Source organism: Kosakonia sp. SOY2 (genome assembly GCF_027109175.1).
Lineage (GTDB): Bacteria > Pseudomonadota > Gammaproteobacteria > Enterobacterales > Enterobacteriaceae > Kosakonia.
This window is the reverse complement of record NZ_JAPVXH010000004.1, coordinates 195,914-215,809: the sequence shown is the minus strand read 5'-3', so window position 1 is coordinate 215,809 and position 19,896 is coordinate 195,914. Positions and strand designations below refer to the sequence as shown.

At 53.0% G+C, this 19,896-nt stretch carries 21 protein-coding genes, 1 pseudogene and 1 other annotated feature (1 of these 23 running past the window's edge); of the genes and pseudogenes, 15 read left to right on the top strand and 7 right to left on the bottom strand.

What is annotated here, in order from left to right:
- Window positions 1-17 precede the first annotated feature (17 nt).
- Both O3S68_RS24225 and O3S68_RS19660 read left to right on the top strand, forming a co-directional pair.
- Window positions 18-362: pseudogene (locus tag O3S68_RS24225) on the top strand (type II toxin-antitoxin system HipA family toxin YjjJ); the annotation flags it as partial.
- On the top strand, window positions 355-597 hold the full coding sequence (locus tag O3S68_RS19660) for a hypothetical protein (protein ID WP_269232265.1): 243 nt from the start codon (window positions 355-357) through the stop codon (window positions 595-597). The pseudogene O3S68_RS24225 and the gene O3S68_RS19660, both read left to right, overlap by 8 nt.
- 15 nt (window positions 598-612) lie before the next feature.
- Here O3S68_RS19660 and lplA read toward each other — a convergent pair whose 3' ends face one another.
- Together lplA and O3S68_RS19650 are read right to left on the bottom strand one after the other, a co-directional pair.
- Window positions 613-1,629: a lipoate--protein ligase LplA gene (lplA, locus tag O3S68_RS19655; protein ID WP_269232264.1), complete on the bottom strand. Its 1,017-nt coding sequence runs from the start codon at window positions 1,627-1,629 to the stop codon at window positions 613-615.
- Between the two features lie 43 nt (window positions 1,630-1,672).
- Window positions 1,673-2,323 carry a YtjB family periplasmic protein gene (locus O3S68_RS19650; protein WP_020456472.1) on the bottom strand — a complete coding sequence of 217 codons (651 nt, stop codon included), beginning with the start codon at window positions 2,321-2,323 and terminating at the stop codon, window positions 1,673-1,675.
- A 118-nt stretch (window positions 2,324-2,441) separates the two neighbouring features.
- Here O3S68_RS19650 and serB point away from each other — a divergent pair, with 118 nt between their 5' ends.
- The 3 genes from serB to nadR are packed head-to-tail and all read left to right on the top strand — an operon-like array spanning window position 2,442 to window position 6,061.
- Window positions 2,442-3,413, top strand: coding sequence for a phosphoserine phosphatase (gene serB, locus O3S68_RS19645; RefSeq protein ID WP_017457847.1), 972 nt, complete (start codon window positions 2,442-2,444; stop codon window positions 3,411-3,413).
- Window positions 3,414-3,421: 8 nt separating this feature from the next.
- Window positions 3,422-4,804, top strand: coding sequence for a DNA repair protein RadA (gene radA / locus O3S68_RS19640; RefSeq protein WP_020456473.1), 1,383 nt, complete (start codon window positions 3,422-3,424; stop codon window positions 4,802-4,804).
- 30 nt (window positions 4,805-4,834) lie between these two features.
- Window positions 4,835-6,061 (top strand): multifunctional transcriptional regulator/nicotinamide-nucleotide adenylyltransferase/ribosylnicotinamide kinase NadR, encoded by a 1,227-nt coding sequence (gene nadR / locus O3S68_RS19635; protein WP_020456474.1) that lies wholly within the window; start codon window positions 4,835-4,837, stop codon window positions 6,059-6,061.
- A gap of 47 nt (window positions 6,062-6,108) precedes the next feature.
- Here nadR and O3S68_RS19630 read toward each other — a convergent pair whose 3' ends face one another.
- Window positions 6,109-6,603 (bottom strand): hypothetical protein, encoded by a 495-nt coding sequence (locus O3S68_RS19630; protein WP_097406946.1) that lies wholly within the window; start codon window positions 6,601-6,603, stop codon window positions 6,109-6,111.
- Between the two features lie 325 nt (window positions 6,604-6,928).
- Window positions 6,929-8,596, bottom strand: coding sequence for an energy-dependent translational throttle protein EttA (gene ettA, locus O3S68_RS19625; protein ID WP_071925297.1), 1,668 nt, complete (start codon window positions 8,594-8,596; stop codon window positions 6,929-6,931).
- Window positions 8,597-8,810: 214 nt separating this feature from the next.
- On the opposite strand from ettA, the gene sltY reads away from it, so the two are divergent.
- Window positions 8,811-10,751: a murein transglycosylase gene (sltY, locus tag O3S68_RS19620; protein ID WP_045510038.1), complete on the top strand. Its 1,941-nt coding sequence runs from the start codon at window positions 8,811-8,813 to the stop codon at window positions 10,749-10,751.
- A 74-nt stretch (window positions 10,752-10,825) separates the two neighbouring features.
- Complete coding sequence (gene trpR, locus O3S68_RS19615; protein ID WP_017457853.1) at window positions 10,826-11,155, top strand: trp operon repressor; 330 nt, start codon at window positions 10,826-10,828, stop codon at window positions 11,153-11,155.
- Here the strand turns inward: trpR and yjjX are convergent.
- Window positions 11,146-11,661: an inosine/xanthosine triphosphatase gene (yjjX, locus tag O3S68_RS19610; RefSeq protein WP_269232263.1), complete on the bottom strand. Its 516-nt coding sequence runs from the start codon at window positions 11,659-11,661 to the stop codon at window positions 11,146-11,148. The two genes, trpR and yjjX, sit on opposite strands and share 10 nt — an antisense overlap.
- 98 nt (window positions 11,662-11,759) lie before the next feature.
- Between yjjX and gpmB the strand changes: the two genes are divergently transcribed.
- A complete protein-coding gene (gene gpmB / locus O3S68_RS19605; protein ID WP_269232262.1) occupies window positions 11,760-12,407 on the top strand; it encodes a 2,3-diphosphoglycerate-dependent phosphoglycerate mutase GpmB in 648 nt (215 codons plus the stop codon).
- Here the strand turns inward: gpmB and robA are convergent.
- Window positions 12,404-13,279, bottom strand: coding sequence for an MDR efflux pump AcrAB transcriptional activator RobA (robA, locus tag O3S68_RS19600; protein ID WP_097406950.1), 876 nt, complete (start codon window positions 13,277-13,279; stop codon window positions 12,404-12,406). The two genes, gpmB and robA, sit on opposite strands and share 4 nt — an antisense overlap.
- A gap of 212 nt (window positions 13,280-13,491) precedes the next feature.
- Here robA and creA point away from each other — a divergent pair, with 212 nt between their 5' ends.
- The 4 genes from creA to creD are packed head-to-tail and all read left to right on the top strand — an operon-like array spanning window position 13,492 to window position 17,521.
- A complete protein-coding gene (gene creA / locus O3S68_RS19595; RefSeq protein ID WP_020456481.1) occupies window positions 13,492-13,965 on the top strand; it encodes a protein CreA in 474 nt (157 codons plus the stop codon).
- Window positions 13,966-13,970: 5 nt separating this feature from the next.
- Window positions 13,971-14,666, top strand: coding sequence for a two-component system response regulator CreB (gene creB / locus O3S68_RS19590; RefSeq protein WP_020456482.1), 696 nt, complete (start codon window positions 13,971-13,973; stop codon window positions 14,664-14,666).
- Window positions 14,666-16,090, top strand: coding sequence for a two-component system sensor histidine kinase CreC (gene creC / locus O3S68_RS19585; RefSeq protein ID WP_269232261.1), 1,425 nt, complete (start codon window positions 14,666-14,668; stop codon window positions 16,088-16,090). Before creB ends, creC begins: the two co-directional genes overlap by 1 nt.
- 57 nt (window positions 16,091-16,147) lie before the next feature.
- Window positions 16,148-17,521, top strand: a complete 1,374-nt coding sequence (gene creD, locus O3S68_RS19580) for a cell envelope integrity protein CreD (RefSeq protein ID WP_269232260.1) — start codon at window positions 16,148-16,150, stop codon at window positions 17,519-17,521.
- Window positions 17,522-17,562: 41 nt separating this feature from the next.
- Here the strand turns inward: creD and arcA are convergent, their stop codons facing one another.
- Window positions 17,563-18,279 carry a two-component system response regulator ArcA gene (gene arcA, locus O3S68_RS19575; protein WP_003856501.1) on the bottom strand — a complete coding sequence of 239 codons (717 nt, stop codon included), beginning with the start codon at window positions 18,277-18,279 and terminating at the stop codon, window positions 17,563-17,565.
- A 94-nt stretch (window positions 18,280-18,373) separates the two neighbouring features.
- Here arcA and yjjY point away from each other — a divergent pair, with 94 nt between their 5' ends.
- From yjjY to thrL, 3 genes are all read left to right on the top strand, one after another.
- On the top strand, window positions 18,374-18,514 hold the full coding sequence (gene yjjY / locus O3S68_RS19570) for a protein YjjY (protein WP_086870418.1): 141 nt from the start codon (window positions 18,374-18,376) through the stop codon (window positions 18,512-18,514).
- 398 nt (window positions 18,515-18,912) lie between these two features.
- On the top strand, window positions 18,913-19,599 hold the full coding sequence (locus O3S68_RS19565; RefSeq protein WP_097406953.1) for a tRNA/rRNA methyltransferase: 687 nt from the start codon (window positions 18,913-18,915) through the stop codon (window positions 19,597-19,599).
- A gap of 211 nt (window positions 19,600-19,810) precedes the next feature.
- A complete protein-coding gene (thrL, locus tag O3S68_RS19560; protein ID WP_110093700.1) occupies window positions 19,811-19,879 on the top strand; it encodes a thr operon leader peptide in 69 nt (22 codons plus the stop codon).
- Window positions 19,818-19,896 (top strand) — a sequence feature (Thr leader region); it runs 39 nt beyond the window's last position. It overlaps the preceding gene by 62 nt.

The following is a 19,896-nucleotide window of genomic DNA, read 5'->3' as shown; positions in this document are numbered from 1 at the left end:
AAGGGCCCCAGCCCGCGATGGCGTTGCGTACGGCATTAAAGATTAGTCAGGCCACGTTTTCACGGCTGGTTGCCACCGAGCCACAGGTGCTGCAATTTGGTAAAGCACGTGCAACGCGCTATGCCTTGTTACGCCCTGTACGCAGTGTTGAACGGTTTGTACTACGCCGAATTAATGAACAACGTCATGTTTACAAGTGGGGCGAATTACACACATGTTGGCCCCAAGGCCGCTGTCTGGTCACATTAGAAGAAGGGGGCTGGCAGTGGTTTGACGGTCTGCCATGGTATCTCACCGATCTGCGACCTCAGCGTTTTTTAGGACGGTCATGGGGACGAAACATCGCGCGCCAGTTTGGCCTGCCTACGATATGTTGCCGATGGTTTTTGCCCCCGTCAGTTCGGGAGCAACGCTATTGAACTGGCGCGGGATACCTCGGTCAGCAAGGCTGCGTGGAATTTCGCCATCCCACCGGCGCAAACATTCAGGCAGACAGTGGCGGCAGATGATCGCATAAGTGAGGCGTTTCGCCATATCGCCCGACAAATGGGTGATAAAGTCGCCCAACTGGAACAGATAGCGCAACGGATGGCGTAGTCGGCCACTCAGAGGCTAACGTACTGCGCTTGCAATCCATGCGGAAAGCTCGCGAAGTTCTTGTTCCTGCTCCGGAAAATCGACTAACAGTGCATCACACTCCTGCGCCAGCATATCCGCGCGGTAGAGGCAGCCCTGCAAACGTGCCGCCAGCGCTTCTAATGGCTCGGGGTTCAGGCTGTCGGTAAACACCTGTGTGCGGGTGATGTGACCTTTTTCCACATCAAAATGGAGCTCCACGCCGCCCCAGGTAAACCGTTCATCCAACAGATGGCTGAACGCCGGGGCCTGGCCGAAGTTCCACTCCCAGCTGCTCTGGCGGGCAAAGGTTTCGGCAAAATTGGGCAAGTCCGGGGTTTTATCCGGCGAGATAACCTCCGCCGTAACCCGTTCGCCATAGTGGGCGAAGAAGGCTTCGGTGATCGCTTCACAGATTTGCTGATGGGTAATGCCCGGCAGCAACTCCACCAGATTCGCCACGCGCCCACGCACCGACGTAATGCCTTTGGCTTGCAGCTTTTTCTTGTCCGGATTGAGGTAATTGGCCAGGCGGCTGAGATCGGCATTCAGCAGCAACGTGCCATGGTGGAAGCCACGATCTTTGGTTTCCCGGTAGGCAGAACCGGACACCTTACGATCGCCTTCCGCCGTTTTCACCACCAGGTCGTTGCGCCCGGAAGCTTCTGCGGTAACGCCTAGTGAATTCAGGGCATTAAGCACAATCGACGTGGAGATGGTTTTGTCGTATTCCGGCTTTCCCGCCATGAAAGTGAAACAGGTATTGCCGAGGTCGTGGAACACCGCGCCGCCGCCGCTACTGCGCCTTGCCAGCCGCACGTTATCTTCTTCCATGCGGCGGGTATTACACTCTTTCCACGGGTTTTGCGCCCGGCCAATCACCACCGTGTCCGCGTTGCGCCATAAGAACAGTACGCGTTGCGTGGCGGGCATCTGGCGGAAAATGCACTCTTCCACCGCCAGGTTGAACCAGGGATCGTACGAGTCAGAGATAAGCAGACGAAGCGTCGACATAGCAGATTTCCTTTCTGTAACCTGTAATTTTTACCGGTAGCGGTCAGAGCGACTCTTTCTTTTGCTGCTCTTCTTCTTCCGGTACGGATTTGTTGGCCGTCAGCAAAAACGGCGACTGCTGCCAGCGCGTGCGTTTGCCCTGCAACAGGGTGCGCGTCAGCACTACGCCAATGGCCAGCGACAGCAGCAACATCAGGCGCAGAATATTGGTGGTGTTATCCACCTGTTTGGCTTCTGTCGCCAGCGTGTGCGTATCCAGCGTAAGGCGCAGGTAGCCCAGCGGGCCGCTCTTTCCCTGAATCGGCTCAACAATTTGCTGGTTGAAATAGCCGCCTGCTTTTTTGCCGTCCAGCGCCAGCCTGTCGCGCACATCAATACTTTCGCCGGAGCGCGCGATCAGATCCCCTTGCGCATCGTACACCCCTGCATCCAGAATGCGGCTCTCTTCGGTGAGCTGGCGCAGCACGACGTTGATCCGCTTTTCGTCCGGGGTTTCTGTGCGCATCAGCGGCGTGAGATTCAGCGTCACCTGGCGCGCCAGCGTTCTCGCCAGCTCTTCAAACTGCGGATTGCGCTGACGCTGATGGCTTTGGCTGAACCAGGATGCGCCTTGCATCAGCGCGACCAGCAGTGCCAGACAGATGAGGACGATTACGGCGCGATGCAGCCGAAATTTAAGTTTTGCGCGAGCCATATTCCACCTGTTGAAAATTTGAGGCTTAATGTTGCCAGAAGCGCTGGTTACAAGGTAGCCTCATGCGTTATTTTCCCCTCCGATGCTTTCTGGCGCGAACGTTTTTACAGGAGCTTTAATGCCTAATAGTTTGACCTGGTGCGATCTGCCCGATGATGTTTCTCAGTGGCCGGGATTGCCGCTCTCTTTAAGTGGTGATGAGGTAATGCCTCTGGACTATCACGCTGGTCGCAGCGGCTGGCTACTGTACGCACGTAATCTGGATAAGCAACGTCTGACGACCTATCAGCGCAAATTGGGGGCAGCAATGGTGATTGTTGCCGCGTGGAGCGTTGACGATTATCAGGTTCTTCGTCTGGCGGGTTCGTTGACGCCGCGCGCGACTCGCCTGGCGCACGACGAAGGTATGGACGTCGCCCCGCTGGGGAAAATCCCGCATCTGCGCTCGCCAGGGCTGCTGGTGATGGACATGGACTCCACCGCCATTCAAATCGAGTGCATTGATGAAATCGCTAAACTTGCCGGCACCGGCGAAATGGTGGCGGAAGTGACCGAACGGGCGATGCGCGGCGAACTCGATTTTGCCGCCAGCCTGCGCAGCCGTGTGGCGACGCTGAAAGGCGCGGACGCCAATATTCTGCTGCAAGTACGCGAAAAACTGCCGTTAATGCCAGGCCTTGTGCAACTGGTGTTGAAGCTGGAAACATTGGGCTGGAAAGTAGCCATCGCCTCGGGCGGCTTTACTTTCTTTGCCGATTACCTGCGCGACAAGCTGCATTTGACGGCGGCAGTTGCCAACGAACTTGAGATCATGGACGGTAAATTCACCGGCCAGGTATTGGGCGATATCGTGGATGCGCAGTTCAAAGCCAACACGCTGAAGCAACTGGCTGAAAAATATGAAATCGCGCCGGAGCAAACGGTGGCGATTGGCGATGGCGCGAACGATTTGCCGATGATCAAAGCCGCCGGGCTTGGCATCGCGTTTCATGCCAAACCCAAAGTGAATGAGAAGGCGGAAGTCACCATTCGCCACGCCGATCTGATGGGCGTATTTTGTATTCTTTCCGGCAGCATTAATAAGAAGTAGAGGTTATTGTGGCGAAAGCTCCCAAACGCGCGTTTGTCTGTAATGAATGCGGTGCGGATTATCCGCGCTGGCAGGGGCAGTGCAGCGCCTGTCACGCATGGAACACCATTACGGAAGTGCGTGTTGCCGCTTCGCCCACCGTGGCGCGTAATGAGCGTCTTTCCGGCTATGCGGGGAGCGCTGGCGTATCAAAAGTGCAGAAGCTGGCGGATATCAGCCTCGAAGAGCTACCGCGTTTTTCCACCGGTTTTAAAGAGTTTGACCGCGTGCTCGGTGGCGGTGTTGTGCCCGGTAGCGCGATTCTGATTGGCGGCAACCCCGGCGCGGGGAAATCCACGTTGCTGTTGCAGACGTTGTGTAAGCTCGCCGAGCAGATGAAAACGTTGTATGTCACCGGGGAAGAGTCATTACAGCAGGTGGCGATGCGCGCGCACCGTCTGGGGCTGCCGACCGGCAATCTCAATATGCTGTCGGAAACCAGCATCGAACAAATCTGCATGATCGCCGAAGAGGAACAACCGAAGCTGATGGTGATCGACTCGATTCAGGTCATGCACATGGCCGACATTCAGTCGTCGCCCGGCAGTGTGGCGCAGGTGCGTGAAACGGCGGCCTATCTGACGCGCTTTGCGAAAACGCGCGGTGTGGCGATTGTGATGGTCGGCCACGTCACCAAAGATGGCTCGCTGGCGGGACCAAAGGTGCTTGAACATTGTATTGACTGCTCGGTGCTGCTCGACGGCGATGCGGATTCGCGTTTTCGCACCTTGCGCAGCCATAAAAACCGTTTCGGCGCGGTTAACGAACTCGGCGTATTCGCCATGACCGAGCAGGGGCTGCGTGAAGTCAGCAACCCCTCGGCGATTTTCTTAAGTCGCGGCGATGAAGTCACCTCCGGCAGTTCGGTGATGGTGGTGTGGGAAGGCACACGCCCGCTGTTAGTTGAAATTCAGGCGCTGGTGGATCATTCGATGATGTCAAACCCGCGCCGTGTGGCGGTGGGACTGGAGCAAAACCGTCTGGCGATTCTGTTGGCGGTGCTGCATCGCCACGGCGGCTTGCAGATGGCGGATCAGGATGTGTTCGTCAACGTGGTCGGCGGGGTCAAAGTGACCGAAACCAGCGCCGATTTAGCGCTGTTGCTGGCGATGGTTTCCAGCCTGCGTGACCGGCCGTTACCGCAGGATTTAGTGGTGTTTGGCGAAGTCGGGCTGGCGGGCGAAATTCGCCCGGTGCCCAGCGGCCAGGAGCGCATTTCGGAGGCCGCGAAGCATGGCTTCCGTCGCGCGATTGTTCCGGCAGCGAATGTGCCGAAAAAAGTGCCTGAAGGAATGCAAATTTTCGGCGTGAAGAAGCTCGCGGATGCGCTAAGTGTCTTTGACGACTTATAATTGGCTAATGTTTTTTTGCAGGAGGCAACAATGTCGTCATTCGACTACTTAAAAACCGCGATTCGCCAGAAAGGCTGCACGTTACAGCAGGTAGCCGATGCCAGCGGTATGACCAAAGGCTATTTGAGCCAGCTGCTGAATGCCAAAATTAAGAGCCCCAGTGCGCAAAAACTTGAGGCTCTGCACCGCTTTCTCGATCTTGAGTTTCCCCGTCGGCAGAAAAGCATTGGCGTGGTTTTCGGCAAGTTTTACCCGCTGCACACTGGTCATATCTACTTGATCCAGCGCGCCTGTAGCCAGGTGGATGAACTGCATATCATCCTTGGTTATGACGAAACCCGCGATCGCGAGTTGTTTGAAGACAGCGCGATGTCCCAACAGCCGACGGTAAGTGATCGCTTGCGTTGGCTGCTACAGACCTTTAAGTACCAGAAAAATATCCGTATTCATGCCTTTAACGAAGAGGGGATGGAGCCGTATCCGCACGGCTGGGATGTCTGGAGTAAAGGCATCAAAGCGTTTATGACCGAAAAAGGCATCACGCCAAACTGGATTTACACCTCCGAAGAGGCTGATGCGCCGCAGTATCGGCAACATCTGGGAATTGAAGCGGTGCTGGTCGATCCAAAGCGCACCTTTATGAATATCAGCGGTTCGCAAATCCGCGAGAACCCCTTCCGTTACTGGGATTATATTCCGACTGAGGTAAAGCCCTTTTTTGTGCGCACGGTGGCGATTCTGGGCGGAGAATCCAGCGGTAAATCAACATTGGTAAATAAGCTCGCCAATATCTTCAATACCACCAGCGCATGGGAATATGGCCGCGATTACGTCTTTTCTCATCTGGGTGGTGACGAAATTGCGCTGCAATATTCCGATTATGACAAAATTGCCCTCGGACATGCGCAGTACATCGATTTTGCCGTGAAGTACGCCAATAAAGTAGCGTTTATCGATACGGATTTTGTCACCACGCAGGCGTTCTGCAAAAAATATGAAGGCCGCGAGCATCCTTTTGTTCAGGCTTTGATTGATGAATATCGTTTTGATCTGGTGATCCTGCTGGAAAATAATACGCCGTGGGTGAATGATGGCCTGAGAAGCCTCGGCAGTTCAGTCGATCGCAAGGAGTTTCAGGATTTATTGGTGTCGATGCTGCGGGAAAATAATATCGAGTATGTACGTGTTGAAGCCGCAGATTATGACTCGCGTTTTTTACAGTGCGTCGAACTGGTTAAACAGTTAATGGGGCCGTAGTCTGAAATGGCAGGCCGGTCTGGTATATTCCGCGGCCTGTATATCGGTTAGTTTGCAGGTTGATTGCGAAAATTTTTCCAGCGATTATGTACCTGCGTCAGCGTAGCGATTGATGGCTGATTCACCTTTCTCAACATATTATATTTATGCGTACTGACCGTTTTTATATCCAGCCCGCTGTGGATTAGCATACTTTTCTTTTTACCTGCGCTAATGATATGGCTAAGCAGCAGTCTCTCTTTTCGCGTTAGCGTTATTCTGCACTCGTGGTCTTGCTTCTTCCGCCAGGATTTATAATTTAATATGCGGAATATTTCGGTTAGTTTTGTGTTTTTCTTAATTTTTAAAAATGAATGTAATAAGTAACATTCAAATGGATTGTCGCTTTTTATTATTCTGTTTAGTGTCGATAATGTCGTGATGATAATAAAGTTGTTATCAAAGTCTAAAATAACATCATTATTATCCAGTGTTATTTCTTTTTGCTTAATAAATGTTTGTAATCCGTTTTTAAGAAAAACATCTTCCGTGATGATATGCATTAATTATAACCATGCGTTCATTTATTAACTAAGGTAGTGCGTATCATGTTAGCGTCTGGTCTTAGCGTTAAGCAATCCAGGGACAAAATGGCGAATGCTAAAAGCATTAATCTATGGCGATGAGATTGCTGGAGATTTATTCTTTGATGTGACTTTTATTCAGGATTTTAGTTTTAGATTATTTCTGCAATGAATGCATCTGCCTCTGAATCGCGGCCAAGATAGTATAAAAACAAAAAAACTTTTTTATGCGTTTATTGTAGAGGAATTCACTGAGCATTTGGGAGTGAAGCGAATGGGTTTCCCCATTCGCTTTTGTGTCGGCTTATTTGGCGATACGTTTGTACTTAATACGCTTCGGCTCCAGCGCATCTGCGCCCAGCGTGCGTTTCTTATACTCTTCGTATTCGGTGAAGTTGCCTTCGAAAAACTCCACTTTGCCCTCATCCTGGTAATCCAGAATGTGGGTGGCGATACGGTCAAGGAACCAGCGGTCGTGCGAGATAACCATCGCGCAGCCCGGGAATTCAAGCAGGGCGTTTTCCAGCGCGCGCAGGGTCTCGATATCCAGGTCGTTGGTCGGTTCATCAAGCAACAGCATGTTGCCGCCAACCTGTAACAGTTTTGCCAGATGCAGACGACCGCGCTCACCGCCGGACAACTCGCCCACGCGTTTACCCTGGTCGGTGCCTTTAAAGTTGAAGCGGCCAACGTACGCCCGGCTCGGCATTTCGGTGTTACCGATGCGCATAATGTCCAGCCCGCCGGAAACTTCTTCCCACACGGTTTTGCTGTTATCCATCGCGTCGCGGAACTGATCAACCGAGGCCAGTTTGACGGTTTCACCCAGTGTAATGGTGCCGCCATCAGGCTGCTCCTGACCAGACATCATGCGGAACAGCGTCGATTTACCGGCGCCGTTCGGCCCGATAATGCCGACAATCGCGCCTTTCGGCACGGAGAAGGACAGGCCATCAATCAGCTGGCGATCGCCGTAAGACTTGCTAAGGTTGCTGACTTCAACCACTTTATCGCCCAGGCGAGGTCCCGGTGGAATAAACAGTTCGTTGGTTTCGTTACGTTTCTGGTATTCAGTGCTGTTGAGCTCTTCAAAGCGCGCCAGACGGGCTTTGCCCTTAGATTGACGGCCTTTCGCGCCCTGACGCACCCACTCCAGCTCTTTCTCAATGGATTTACGACGCGCCGCTTCCTGAGAGGCTTCCTGCGCCAGACGCTGATCTTTCTGTTCCAGCCAGGAAGAGTAGTTGCCTTCCCACGGAATACCTTCACCGCGGTCAAGTTCGAGGATCCAACCGGCGACGTTATCGAGGAAGTAACGGTCGTGGGTAATCGCTACCACGGTGCCTTCGAAGTCGTGCAGGAAGCGCTCCAGCCAGGCAACGGATTCGGCGTCCAGGTGGTTGGTCGGTTCGTCGAGCAGCAGCATATCTGGCTTTTCCAGCAGCAGACGGCACAGCGCGACGCGGCGGCGTTCACCACCAGAAAGATTGGCAATCTTCGCGTCCCAGTCTGGCAGGCGCAGCGCGTCGGCGGCGCGTTCCAGTTGCACATTCAGGTTATGACCGTCATGCGCCTGGATAATCTCTTCCAGCTTGCCTTGTTCTGCCGCCAGCTTGTCGAAATCCGCTTCTGGATCGGCATACAGCGCATACACTTCATCCAGACGTTTCAGGGCTCCGACCACTTCGGATACGGCTTCTTCAACCGATTCACGTACGGTCTGCTCCGGGTTCAACTGCGGTTCCTGCGGCAGGTAACCGATCTTAATGCCAGGCTGTGGGCGGGCTTCACCTTCGATGTCTTTATCGATGCCGGCCATGATGCGCAGCAGGGTAGACTTACCGGCACCGTTAAGACCCAGCACGCCGATTTTTGCGCCCGGGAAGAAGCTTAGCGAGATATTTTTCAGAATATGACGTTTCGGCGGGACAACTTTGCCGACACGATGCATGGTATATACGAATTGAGCCACGTTGGACTTCGCCTCTTTGTAATGAGAGTGGTATTCAACAGCGGAGTGTAGCCGTTTTCGTTGCTTAATCCCAGCCAGCCGCGCCAGGTGTGTTAAATCACGCCAGAAAGGTAAAAAAGTGTGCGCAACGTGGCGCGTTACGAGTTGCGCGGTTAGCATTAACGCATTACGCGGCATGACGCTGCAAAAACGTGACAGATAAGAGGAAAGAGCTGTGCAGAGAGCTAAACATGTCGCCTTGCGATTCGCGGCGGCCTGCGTTTGTTTGCTGTCCCTCAGCAATGTGGCGCGAGCAGATTCACTGGATGAACAACGTAACCGTTACGCGCAGATAAAAACCGCGTGGGACAACAAACAGATGGACGTGGTGCAGCAATTGCTGCCCACGCTACAAACGTATCCGCTTTACCCGTATCTGCAATATCGTCAGATTACCGACGATCTGATGAATCAACCCGCAATTACGGTGACCAACTTTGTGCAGGCCAACCCGACGCTTCCGGCGGCGCGCACGCTGAAATCTCGCTTTGTTAATGAACTGGCCCGGCGGCAAGACTGGCGCGGGCTGCTGGCGTTCAGTCCGGAGAAACCTGCGACTACCGAAGCACAATGTAACTACTACTTTGCCAAGTGGAATACCGGTCAGGCAGACGAAGCCTGGGCAGGTGCGAAAGAGCTGTGGTTAAGTGGTAAAAGCCAGCCCAACGCGTGCGATCAGTTGTTTGGCGCATGGCGCGCTTCCGGGAAACAGGATCCGCTGGCGTTTCTGGAGCGTATTCGCCTGGCGATGAAAGCGGGTAATACCAAACTGGTGACACTGCTGGCCGGACAGATGCCGCCTGATTATCAAACCATTTCGGCGGCTATCATTAACCTTGCCAATAATCCATTGAGCGTAATGTCCTTTGCTACCACCACCGGTGCAACGGATTTTACCCGTCAGATGGCCGCGGAAGCCTTTGAAAGCGTTGCGCGTCAGGATGTCGAAAATGCTCGCTTAATGATCCCGTCGCTGGTGCAAGCACAACAGTTGAATGAGGAACAAACCCAGACGCTGCGCGATATTGTCGCATGGCGATTGATGGGCAATGACGTCACCAGCGATCAGGCGCGCTGGCGTGATGATGCAATTATGCGCTCGCAATCGGTCTCTTTGCTGGAGCGCCGCGTGCGTATGGCGATTGGTAACGGCGATCGTCGTGGGCTGAATACCTGGCTTTCGCGTTTGCCGATGGACGCAAAAGAGAAAGACGAGTGGCGCTACTGGCAGGCGGATTTGTTGCTGGAGCGCGGACGTGAGGATGAAGCTAAAGAGATCCTCCACGCCCTGATGAAGCAGCGCGGTTTTTACCCGATGGCCGCCGCCCAGCGGTTGGGGGAAGATTACTCGATGCAGATAGACAAAGCGCAGGGAAATGTCTCCCCAACGCTAACGCAGGGTGCAGAAATGGCGCGTGTTCGTGAGCTGATGTACTGGGGGCTTGATAACACCGCGCGCAGTGAGTGGGCGAATCTGGTGACCAGCCGCACCCAGCAAGAGCAGGCGCAGCTGGCGCGTTATGCCTTTAATCAGCACTGGTGGGATCTGAGCGTGCAGGCCACGATTGCCGGCAAACTGTGGGATCAGCTTGAAGAGCGTTTCCCGCTGGCGTATAGCGATCTTTATGCCCGCTACACCAGTGGAAAAGGGATTTCGCAAAGCTATGCGATGGCGATATCGCGCCAGGAGAGTGCCTGGAACCCAACGGCGCGCTCCCCGGTTGGCGCGGCAGGTTTAATGCAGATTATGCCGGGTACCGCCACGCACACGGTGAAGATGTTTAATATTCCCGGCTACAGCAACTCGGGACAACTGTTTGATCCGGAAACGAATATCAACATCGGCACCAGCTATCTGCAATATGTTTATCAGCAGTTTGGCAATAATCGTATTTTCTCGTCGGCAGCCTATAACGCCGGGCCGGGAAGGGTGCGCAGCTGGCTGAACAACAGCGGCGGCAAACTGGATGCGGTGGCGTTTATTGAGAGCATCCCGTTCTCGGAAACGCGCAGCTATGTGAAAAACGTGCTGGCTTATGATGCCTATTACCGCTATTTCCTGAGCGGAGATAAGCCGGTTGTCTTTAATGATGCTGAATGGCAGCGCCGTTATTGATTTCCGTGGTTTATGCTATGATGTGTACTCGCTAAAGAGTACGCATCAGTAAACCTTTAACATGGCGGCAAATTATGACTCAGCAATCACCCTATTCCGCAGCGATGGCCGAACAGCGCGATCAGGAGTGGCAACGCTTCGTTGATCTGGTTCGGCAATCTTATGAAAAGGATCTGCACATTCCGTTGCTTAATCTGATGCTTACGCCAGATGAGCGCGAGTCGTTGGGCACAAGAGTGCGGATCATTGAAGAACTGTTGCGCGGCGAGATGAGCCAGCGCGAGCTGAAAAGCGAGCTGGGGGCAGGTATCGCGACCATTACTCGTGGTTCAAACAGCCTGAAAGCTGCGCCTGCTGATTTACGTTTATGGCTGGAGCAGACGCTGCTGAATACTCAGCGATAAATCGCGTTGTGAAAGGGGCTGAGCGCCAGAATCACCGCCTGGTGGTAAACGCTTTCGCGCGTGAGTTTACCGGCAGTGAAAACGCCGATGGCACCCTCTTTGCGGCCAATCTCATCAATTCCGCTATACCGCGACATTACTGGCCCGAGCGCTTCACCGGCGCGCACTTTCTGCAAAATGATCTCCGGTAGCGGCAGCGTTGCCGAGCGGGCTTCACCTTTCTGATGATTGCTTTCAATAACCACCCAACTAAACGTACTGCCCTCGTCGATCCCGGCTTCGATAGCTACCCAGAAATCCGCTTCGGGACGCACATGGCGGGCATTGGCCACGCGATTTCGTGCGCCAGTACGCGTTTCTTCACTGCCAAACGGCTGTTCCGGTACGCCGCTATCGACGGAAACGGCGTCTATATGGCAGGATCCTTCGCCGAAGATCTCGTTAAAAGCGTGCAGAATCGCCCGAATTTTCGCGGGATTGGTGGTAGCTGAGACAACATGGTGCATAATCAATAACGGTATGTTCGGAATGAGACGCGTTCTTTACCCCGGACAGAGACCTTCCTCAGATAATAAATTCATCGCAGTATAATGGATAAAAAAGCATGTTACAGGTATACCTTGTTCGCCACGGTGAAACGCAGTGGAACGCCGAGCGTCGTATTCAAGGCCAGTCAGACAGTCCGTTAACCGAAAAAGGGGAGAGGCAGGCGTGGCAGGTGGCTGAGCGCGCAAAAGCGCTGGGCATTACCCACGTTATTGCCAGCGACCTGGGCCGAACCCGCCGGACGGCTGAGATCATCGCTGAAGTCTGCGGTTGCGATATCACCTTTGAGCCGCGTTTACGCGAGCTGGACATGGGCGTGCTGGAACGCCGTCATATCGATTCCCTGACTGAAGAAGAAGAGAGCTGGCGTCGCCAACTGGTGAATGGCACGGCCGATGGCCGCATTCCCGATGGTGAATCGATGCAGGAGTTAAGCGACCGTATGCACGCGGCGCTGGCAACCTGCCTGGAGCTTCCCGAAGGAAGCCGCCCGTTGCTGGTTAGCCACGGTATGGCGCTGGGCTGCCTGGTGAGCACGATCCTTGGGCTGCCGGCTTATGCTGAACGCCGCCTGCGCCTGCGCAACTGCTCCATTTCCCGTATTGATTATCAACAAAGTCCGTGGCTGGCTTCCGGCTGGGTGGTGGAAACCGCAGGAGACGTCTCGCATCTGGACGCCCCAGCGCTGGATGAGTTGCAGCGTTAACGGCGAATGGGCACCAGATACTCGCAGCGGATGTGCGCTGGCGGCTCGCCGTCTTCGCGCGGCTCTTCATGCTGCGGGTAAAAATGCTCAATATCCTGGCCTTTACGGCGCGTGAGATTAAGCATCGGCATGCACGTTCCGTAAACGGTCAGGATGAAATCCTGAAAACCGTGCGGTGAACCTTCATAGGCGAAGGAGATGTAGTCGCCGCCTTCCAGCAACACCGGCTGCGCGTTGCTCAGATAGCCGTTCGCCATCTCCGGCGTTAGCGCTGTGGTGTAAAACACTTCCTGTTCGTCATCTTTTTCCAGACTCGGACGCGGCTCGTGTAGGCCATACATTTCCGGTGGAATTTTCGGTGAATTGCTCAAAAATTCCCGCCAGAACTGAATGCGCATTTGATTACGGAAATCGGAGATCTCCTCCAGCGCACAGGTGTAGCTCTGGGTGGTGCCAATAAGATGCATTGGTGGCAGGGTGACAAAATCATGTTTTGGCATGGTAAATTCGCCAAGACGCATCGGCGGGCGAATGCCAAACGCGCTCCAGTCTGGTGAACGGCGATAGAGCGCAGGGGTGACAGCAAACTGTTTTTTGAAAGCGCGGGTGAAGGTCTGTTGCGAATCAAAGCGGTATTGCAGTGCAATATCCAGAATGGGACGGGCAGTCAGGCGCAGAGCAACGGCGGATTTTGACAGACGACGCGCGCGAATGTAAGCGCCGATGGCATGACCGGTCACGTCTTTAAACATCCTTTGCAGGTGCCACTTGGAATAGCCCGCTTTTGCCGCCACATTATCCAAAGCGAGCGGCTGATCCAGATGGCTTTCCAGCCAGGAAAGTAAGTCGCGAATGATCCCAGCCTGATCCATACAATATCCTCTTCCTTAAAACAGCATTAACGCCTGATACCAGGCAACGGATAATAACGGGTTTTGAGGTGTTTAGCATTCGGTGTTTTTTTTGCACAAATACGCATTGTGACTGATTTTCATCATAAATTTTGTAAATTAGTGATCTGCAAACAGTTTCTCATTTGAAAGCTGAATAGTTGCTCAACGTAATATTCAAAAATGGTAACAATATGAAATATACAAAGTTAATCCTTCCTGCATTAGTGTTGGCCACGCTGGGCTCTGCACATGCAGAACAAATTGGTTCCGTGGATACCGTGTTTAAAATGTTTGGGCCGGATCACAAAATTGTGGTCGAAGCGTTTGATGATCCTGATGTGAAAAATGTCACCTGTTACATCAGCCGGGCGAAAACCGGTGGTATCAAGGGTGGGCTGGGGCTGGCGGAAGATACGTCTGATGCGGCTATCTCTTGCCAGCAGGTTGGTCCGGTTGAGTTGAGCGATAAAATCAAAAACGGTAAGGCGCAGGGCGATGTGGTTTTTCAGAAACGAACCTCATTAGTCTTCAAGAAATTGCAGGTGGTGCGTTTCTATGACGCGAAACGTAACACACTGGCATATTTAGCTTATTCCGATAAAGTGGTCGAAGGATCGCCGAAAAACGCCTTAAGCGCGGTACCCATTATTCCCTGGAGTAAATAAGCCCAATGTCTACGCCGCAACCGCAGATCTGGCTGGTAGAGGATGAAGCCAGCATCGCTGAAACGTTGATTTACATGTTGCAGCAAGACGGCTTTGCCGTCACCGCGTTTGAGCGGGGGTTGCCGGTGCTGGATGCGGCGCAGCATCGTCTGCCTGAGCTGGCGATTCTGGACGTCGGCCTGCCGGATATCAGCGGTTTTGAACTTTGTCGTCGGCTACTGGCGCGCGCGCCCGCGTTGCCGGTGCTGTTTCTTACCGCGCGCAGCGATGAAGTCGACAAGCTGCTGGGGCTGGAGATGGGCGCGGATGATTACATTGCCAAGCCCTTCTCACCGCGTGAAGTATGCGCCAGGGTGCGCACGGTGTTGCGCAGGTTGCAAAAGGCATCTCTTCACAACGAGATGCGGCGAATCGGCCAGTTTGAGTTGGACGAGGATGCCGCGATTATTCGCTGGTGCGGCGAAACGCTGCTGCTGACCCGCTACGAATTTCTGTTGTTGAAAACCTTACTGTTGGCGCCAGGACGTGTTTTTTCTCGCCAGCAATTGATGGATCAAGTCTGGAGCGATGCTCAGGAGAGTTTCGACCGCACCGTCGATACTCATATCAAGACCTTGCGCGCCAAGCTACGCGCCATCAATGCTGAACTTACTCCTATCAATACGCATCGCGGTATGGGCTACAGCCTGGGGATCCGCTGATGCGCATTGGCATGCGCCTGTTGCTGGGGTATTTCCTGATCGTGGCGGTTGCCGCATGGTTCGTGCTGTCGATCTTTGTTCAGGAGATCAAACCCGGTGTACGACGCGCCACCGAAGGGACACTTATTGATACCGCGACGCTGCTGGCGGAGCTGGCTCGCGAAGATTTACGCTCTGGTCACGCGCAGGATGGGCGCCTGGCGCAGGCTTTCTCGACATTAAATCACCAGCCAATCAATGCGCATATCAGCGGGATCCATAAAGTTCGCAATGAGTATCACGTCTACATGACCGACAGCACCGGGCGCGTGGTGTTTGATTCGTCAGGAAAGGCGCTGGGTCAGGATTACTCACGCTGGAATGATGTCTGGCTGACACTGCGCGGGAATTACGGTGCACGTAGCTCGCTGGCGGATGCCAGTAACCCCCAGAGTACGGTGATGTATGTTGCCGCCCCGGTGACCGATCAAGGCCGCATTATCGGTGTAATCAGCGTGGGTAAGCCAAACAGCGCGATGGATCCGGTGATTAAACGCAGCGAGCGACGCATCTTATGGGCCGGCGGCGCGCTGCTGGGCATTGCGTTGCTCATTGGTGCAGTCATGGTCTGGTGGATCAATCGCTCCATTGGCAAGCTGGCGCGCTACGCTGATTCCGTTACCGAAAACCGTCCGGTTCCTTTACCCGATTTAGGAAGCAGTGAGCTGCGTAAACTGGCGCAGGCGCTGGAAAGTATGCGTGTGAAACTGGAAGGCAAAAATTATATCGAACAGTATGTTTACGCCCTGACGCATGAACTGAAAAGCCCGCTGGCAGCCATTCGCGGCGCGGCGGAGATCCTGCGTGAAGGGCCGCCGCCAGAGGCCGTGGCGCGTTTTACCGACAACATTCTTACGCAAAATAGCCGCATGCAGAATCTGGTTGAGAAGTTGTTACACCAGGCGAAACTGGAAAACCGGCTGGAAATTGCGTTTGCGGCAGTGGATGTCGGTATGCTTTTTCGCCAGCTACAGGAGCAACGCAGTGTGGTGTTGTCGGCGAAAGGCTTAACTCTGCAGATTGACGCTGCTGATGCTGTGGCAGCAGGGGATAGTGAACTGCTGACCCAGGCGTTGGGTAATTTACTCGATAACGCCATTGATTTTACGCCGCCTGGCGGTGTGGTGGCGTTATGCGCCAGCCAGGAAGCTGACGCGCTGGTGTTAACGGTCAGCGACAGCGGTTCAGGTATCCCGGATTATGCACTGCAGCGCGTTTTTGAACGCTTCTACTCGCTGCCGCGAGCCGACGGGCAAAAAAGCAGTGGGCTGGGGCTGGCGTTTGTCCAGGAAGTCGCGCGGTTGCATCATGGTGATATTCGCGTTCTGAACCGCCCGCAAGGGGGTTGCGAAGCCCGGCTGACACTTCACCCACACTTCACATAACTTCAAATCCTTCACACATAGCCTCACTACTCTGCGCGTATCACTAAGGAGAAGGCTATGTTGAAATCCCCCCTGTTCTGGAAAATGGTAACGCTGTCAGGTTGTCTTTGTGTTCTGCTTATCCCGCTGACGCTGCTGAGCGGCTTAATTGGCGAACGCGCGAATTATCGTAACGATGTGACGGATACGCTGCGCCAGAGCAGCGCTGGCAGTCAAAAATTGGTCGGGCCGTTGATCGCCATCCCGGTGACTGAAACGGTGGTTTCCCTGGAAAAAGCCAACGACAACGAGGCCCCCAAAGAGGTGCGGCGTAAACAAAGTTATCTTCGTTTTTGGTTACCAGAATCACTGATGGTTAACGGCAAACAGCAGGTCGAAACCCGCAAGATCGGCATTTATGATGGACAAATCTGGCACAACGACATTGAGATCAACGCGGAATTCGACCCAAAGCGGCTGGATATCAAAGCCGATGAAAATATCTCCCTTGGCGAGCCATTTCTAGTTTTAGCGTTGAGTGATTCGCGCGGTATTGGCCAGTTGCGTACCACCAGGTTGAATGGCGAGACACTCAGCGTTGAACCAGGAACCGGACTGGCAAGCGATCTACAGGGTGTGCATATGCCGTTGTCGACGGCGAATTTGCAGCAATCGCTAAAGCTGACTATGGCGTTTAGTTTGAGCGGAACGGGTGATTTTTCCGTGGTGCCGCTGGGGCGGAATAGCGAGATGACACTGAATGGCGACTGGCCGCATCCGGGTTTTATGGGCGATTTTCTGCCGGAAAAACGCACGGTGAGTGCCAGTGGTTTTCAGGCGCACTGGCAAAGTAGCTGGTTTGCCAACAATCTGGACAGCAAAATGCGTACTGCCGGGGTGCTGTCTGCCAGCAAAAGTTGGGAATTGCCTGCTTTCAGCGTCAACATCGCCACACCTGCCGATCAGTACCAGTTGACCGACAGAGCGGTTAAATACGCGATTTTGCTGATCGTACTGACTTATCTGGCGTTTTTCGTTTTTGAGAGTTTAACTGCGCGGCAGATGCATCCGATGCAATATTTGCTGGTGGGGTTATCGCTGGTGATGTTCTACCTGGTGTTGCTGGCGCTTTCTGAACATACCGGCTTCACCATTGCCTGGGGGGTTGCCAGCCTGCTCGGTGCACTGCTGAACGGTGTCTATTTACAGGGCGTATTGAAAAGCTGGCGTGCGGGTTTGTCGTTTAGTATCGCGCTGTTAGTGCTTGATGCGGTGATGTGGAGCCTGTTGAACTCCGAAGATAATGCGCTGTTGCTCGGCACCGGTGTTCTGTTTATCGCCTTGAGCGCTGTGATGATGCTGACGCGCAAGATCGACTGGTATGCGCTTTCTGGTTCGGTGAAGAAAATACCGCAATCAGTGCGTGACGAAGAATTACGCATCTGGAAATAAAAAAGCGGCGCTTTGCGCCGCTTTTTCATCATTATTCTGGCTTATTCCTGCAAATCACCGCAGAAGCGGTAACCTTCACCGTGAATGGTGGCGATGATTTCCGGGGTATCCGGCGTCGATTCGAAATGTTTACGAATACGGCGGATAGTCACATCGACCGTACGATCGTGTGGCTTCAGTTCACGGCCGGTCATTTTTTTCAGCAACTCCGCACGAGACTGGATTTTGCCTGGATTTTCGCAGAAGTGCAGCATCGCGCGGAATTCGCTGCGCGGCAGCTTATACTGCTCGCCGTTCGGGCTAATCAGTGAACGGCTATTGATATCCAGTTCCCAGCCGTTGAATTTGTAGCTGTCAACGCTGCGGCGTTCTTCGCTGACCGTGCCCAGATTCATGGTACGGGACAGCAGGTTGCGCGCGCGGATAGTCAGTTCGCGTGGGTTAAACGGTTTGGTGATGTAGTCGTCGGCACCAATTTCAAGGCCCAGAATCTTATCGACTTCGTTATCACGGCCCGTCAGGAACATCAGCGCGACATTCGCCTGCTCACGTAATTCACGCGCCAGCAAAAGACCGTTTTTACCCGGCAGATTGATATCCATGATCACCAGGTTGATATCATTTTCAGAAAGAATTTGATGCATTTCAGCGCCATCTGTCGCTTCAAATACATCGTAGCCTTCTGCTTCGAAAATGCTTTTTAACGTGTTGCGTGTTACCAACTCGTCTTCAACAATAAGAATGTGCGGGGTCTGCATGTTTGCTACCTAAATTGCCAACTAAATCGAAACAGGAAGTACAAAAGTCCCTGACCAGCCTGGTGCATGTCGAAAATTAACATGACGGCGTAACATGACTAAAGTACGTAATTGCGTTCTTGATGCACTTTCCATCAACGTCAACAACATCATTAGCTTGGTCGTGGGCACTTTCCCTCTGAACCCGACAGTGTCAAAAACGGCTGTCATCCTAACCATTTTAACAGCAACATAACAGGCTAAGACGTAAATGACACCCAATAAAACTACGCTTCGTTGACATATATCAAGTTCAATTGTAGCACGTTAACAGTTTGGAGAAATCTTGATAGCCAAATGCTAGCGTTTCTTACAATTTTTCAATAAACCAACTAGTTGCGCATATTAATTGATAAACAGGGCGAATCCAATACAAGTGGGAAATTCTGTATTAAAATGCCATGAATAAACATAGGGATAAGTCCCTTCTGTTAACATCTTAGCAGGTAATATCGCTGATAAATAGTTTAGCTTTTTTTAATCGTAGACAAGGGCTAAATCAGTGATTTGTGTTACACAATTGTAAATTCGCACCGCGTAGTATGATGACAAAGGTCACATTTCCCCGTGGTCTCAGGAAGAAGAGAAAGTAAAATGCAATTGGCTGTTGTTCTTGTGTCCCCCGCGCGAGCGGAAAATGTCGGTGCCGCTGCCCGCGCTATGAAGACCATGGGGTTTAGTGATTTGCGTATCGTTGATAGCGAAGCGCACTTGCAAGAAGGCGCGCGCCGCGTGGCGCACGGTTCGGGCGATATCCTTGATAATATTAAAACTTATGCAACCCTTGCCGATGCGCTGGTGGATATCCCCTTTACCATCGCCACCACGGCGCGCAGCCGGGCGAAATTCCATTACTACGCGACACCAGCGGAACTGGTTCCCTTGTTACAAGAGAAAAGCACGTGGTTGAGTAGTGCTGCGCTGGTGTTTGGCCGTGAGGATTCCGGGCTTACCAATGAAGAGCTGGCGTTGGCAGATATTTTAACGGGTGTTCCGATGGTAGCGGATTATCCTTCACTTAATCTCGGCCAGGCGGTGATGGTTTTCTGCTATCAATTAGCATCTTTAATGCAACATACTCCGAAAGAGGCAGCCCCGGTTGACGGTAATCAGTTGCAGGCGCTGCGTTTGCGAACTCGCGGATTACTGGAAAAATTAGGCGTGGCGGATGACATTAAAATGGCCGACTGGCTCGATCAGCGTCTTGGTCTGCTGGAACAGCGTGACACTGCAATGTTGCATCGTTTGCTGCACGATATCGAAAAAAAACTCGCCGAGTAAATCGCTGACATAACGTTTTTTTATAGTTAAAGTCACTGCGATATATGACGAGAATGATCCTAATAGGTTGAAAGTGACGTCTGTTCCAGCGCAGCCGGGAATAACGGCAAAAGGGCGAAAAATAAAAATAAATTGACTTGAGCAGGCAGATACTTTAACCAATATAGGCATACAGCACAGACAGATAATGATTACAGAGCACACAACATCCATGAAACGCATCAGCACCATTACCACAATTACAACCATCACCATTACCACAGGTAACGGTGCGGGCTGACGCGTACAGGAAACACA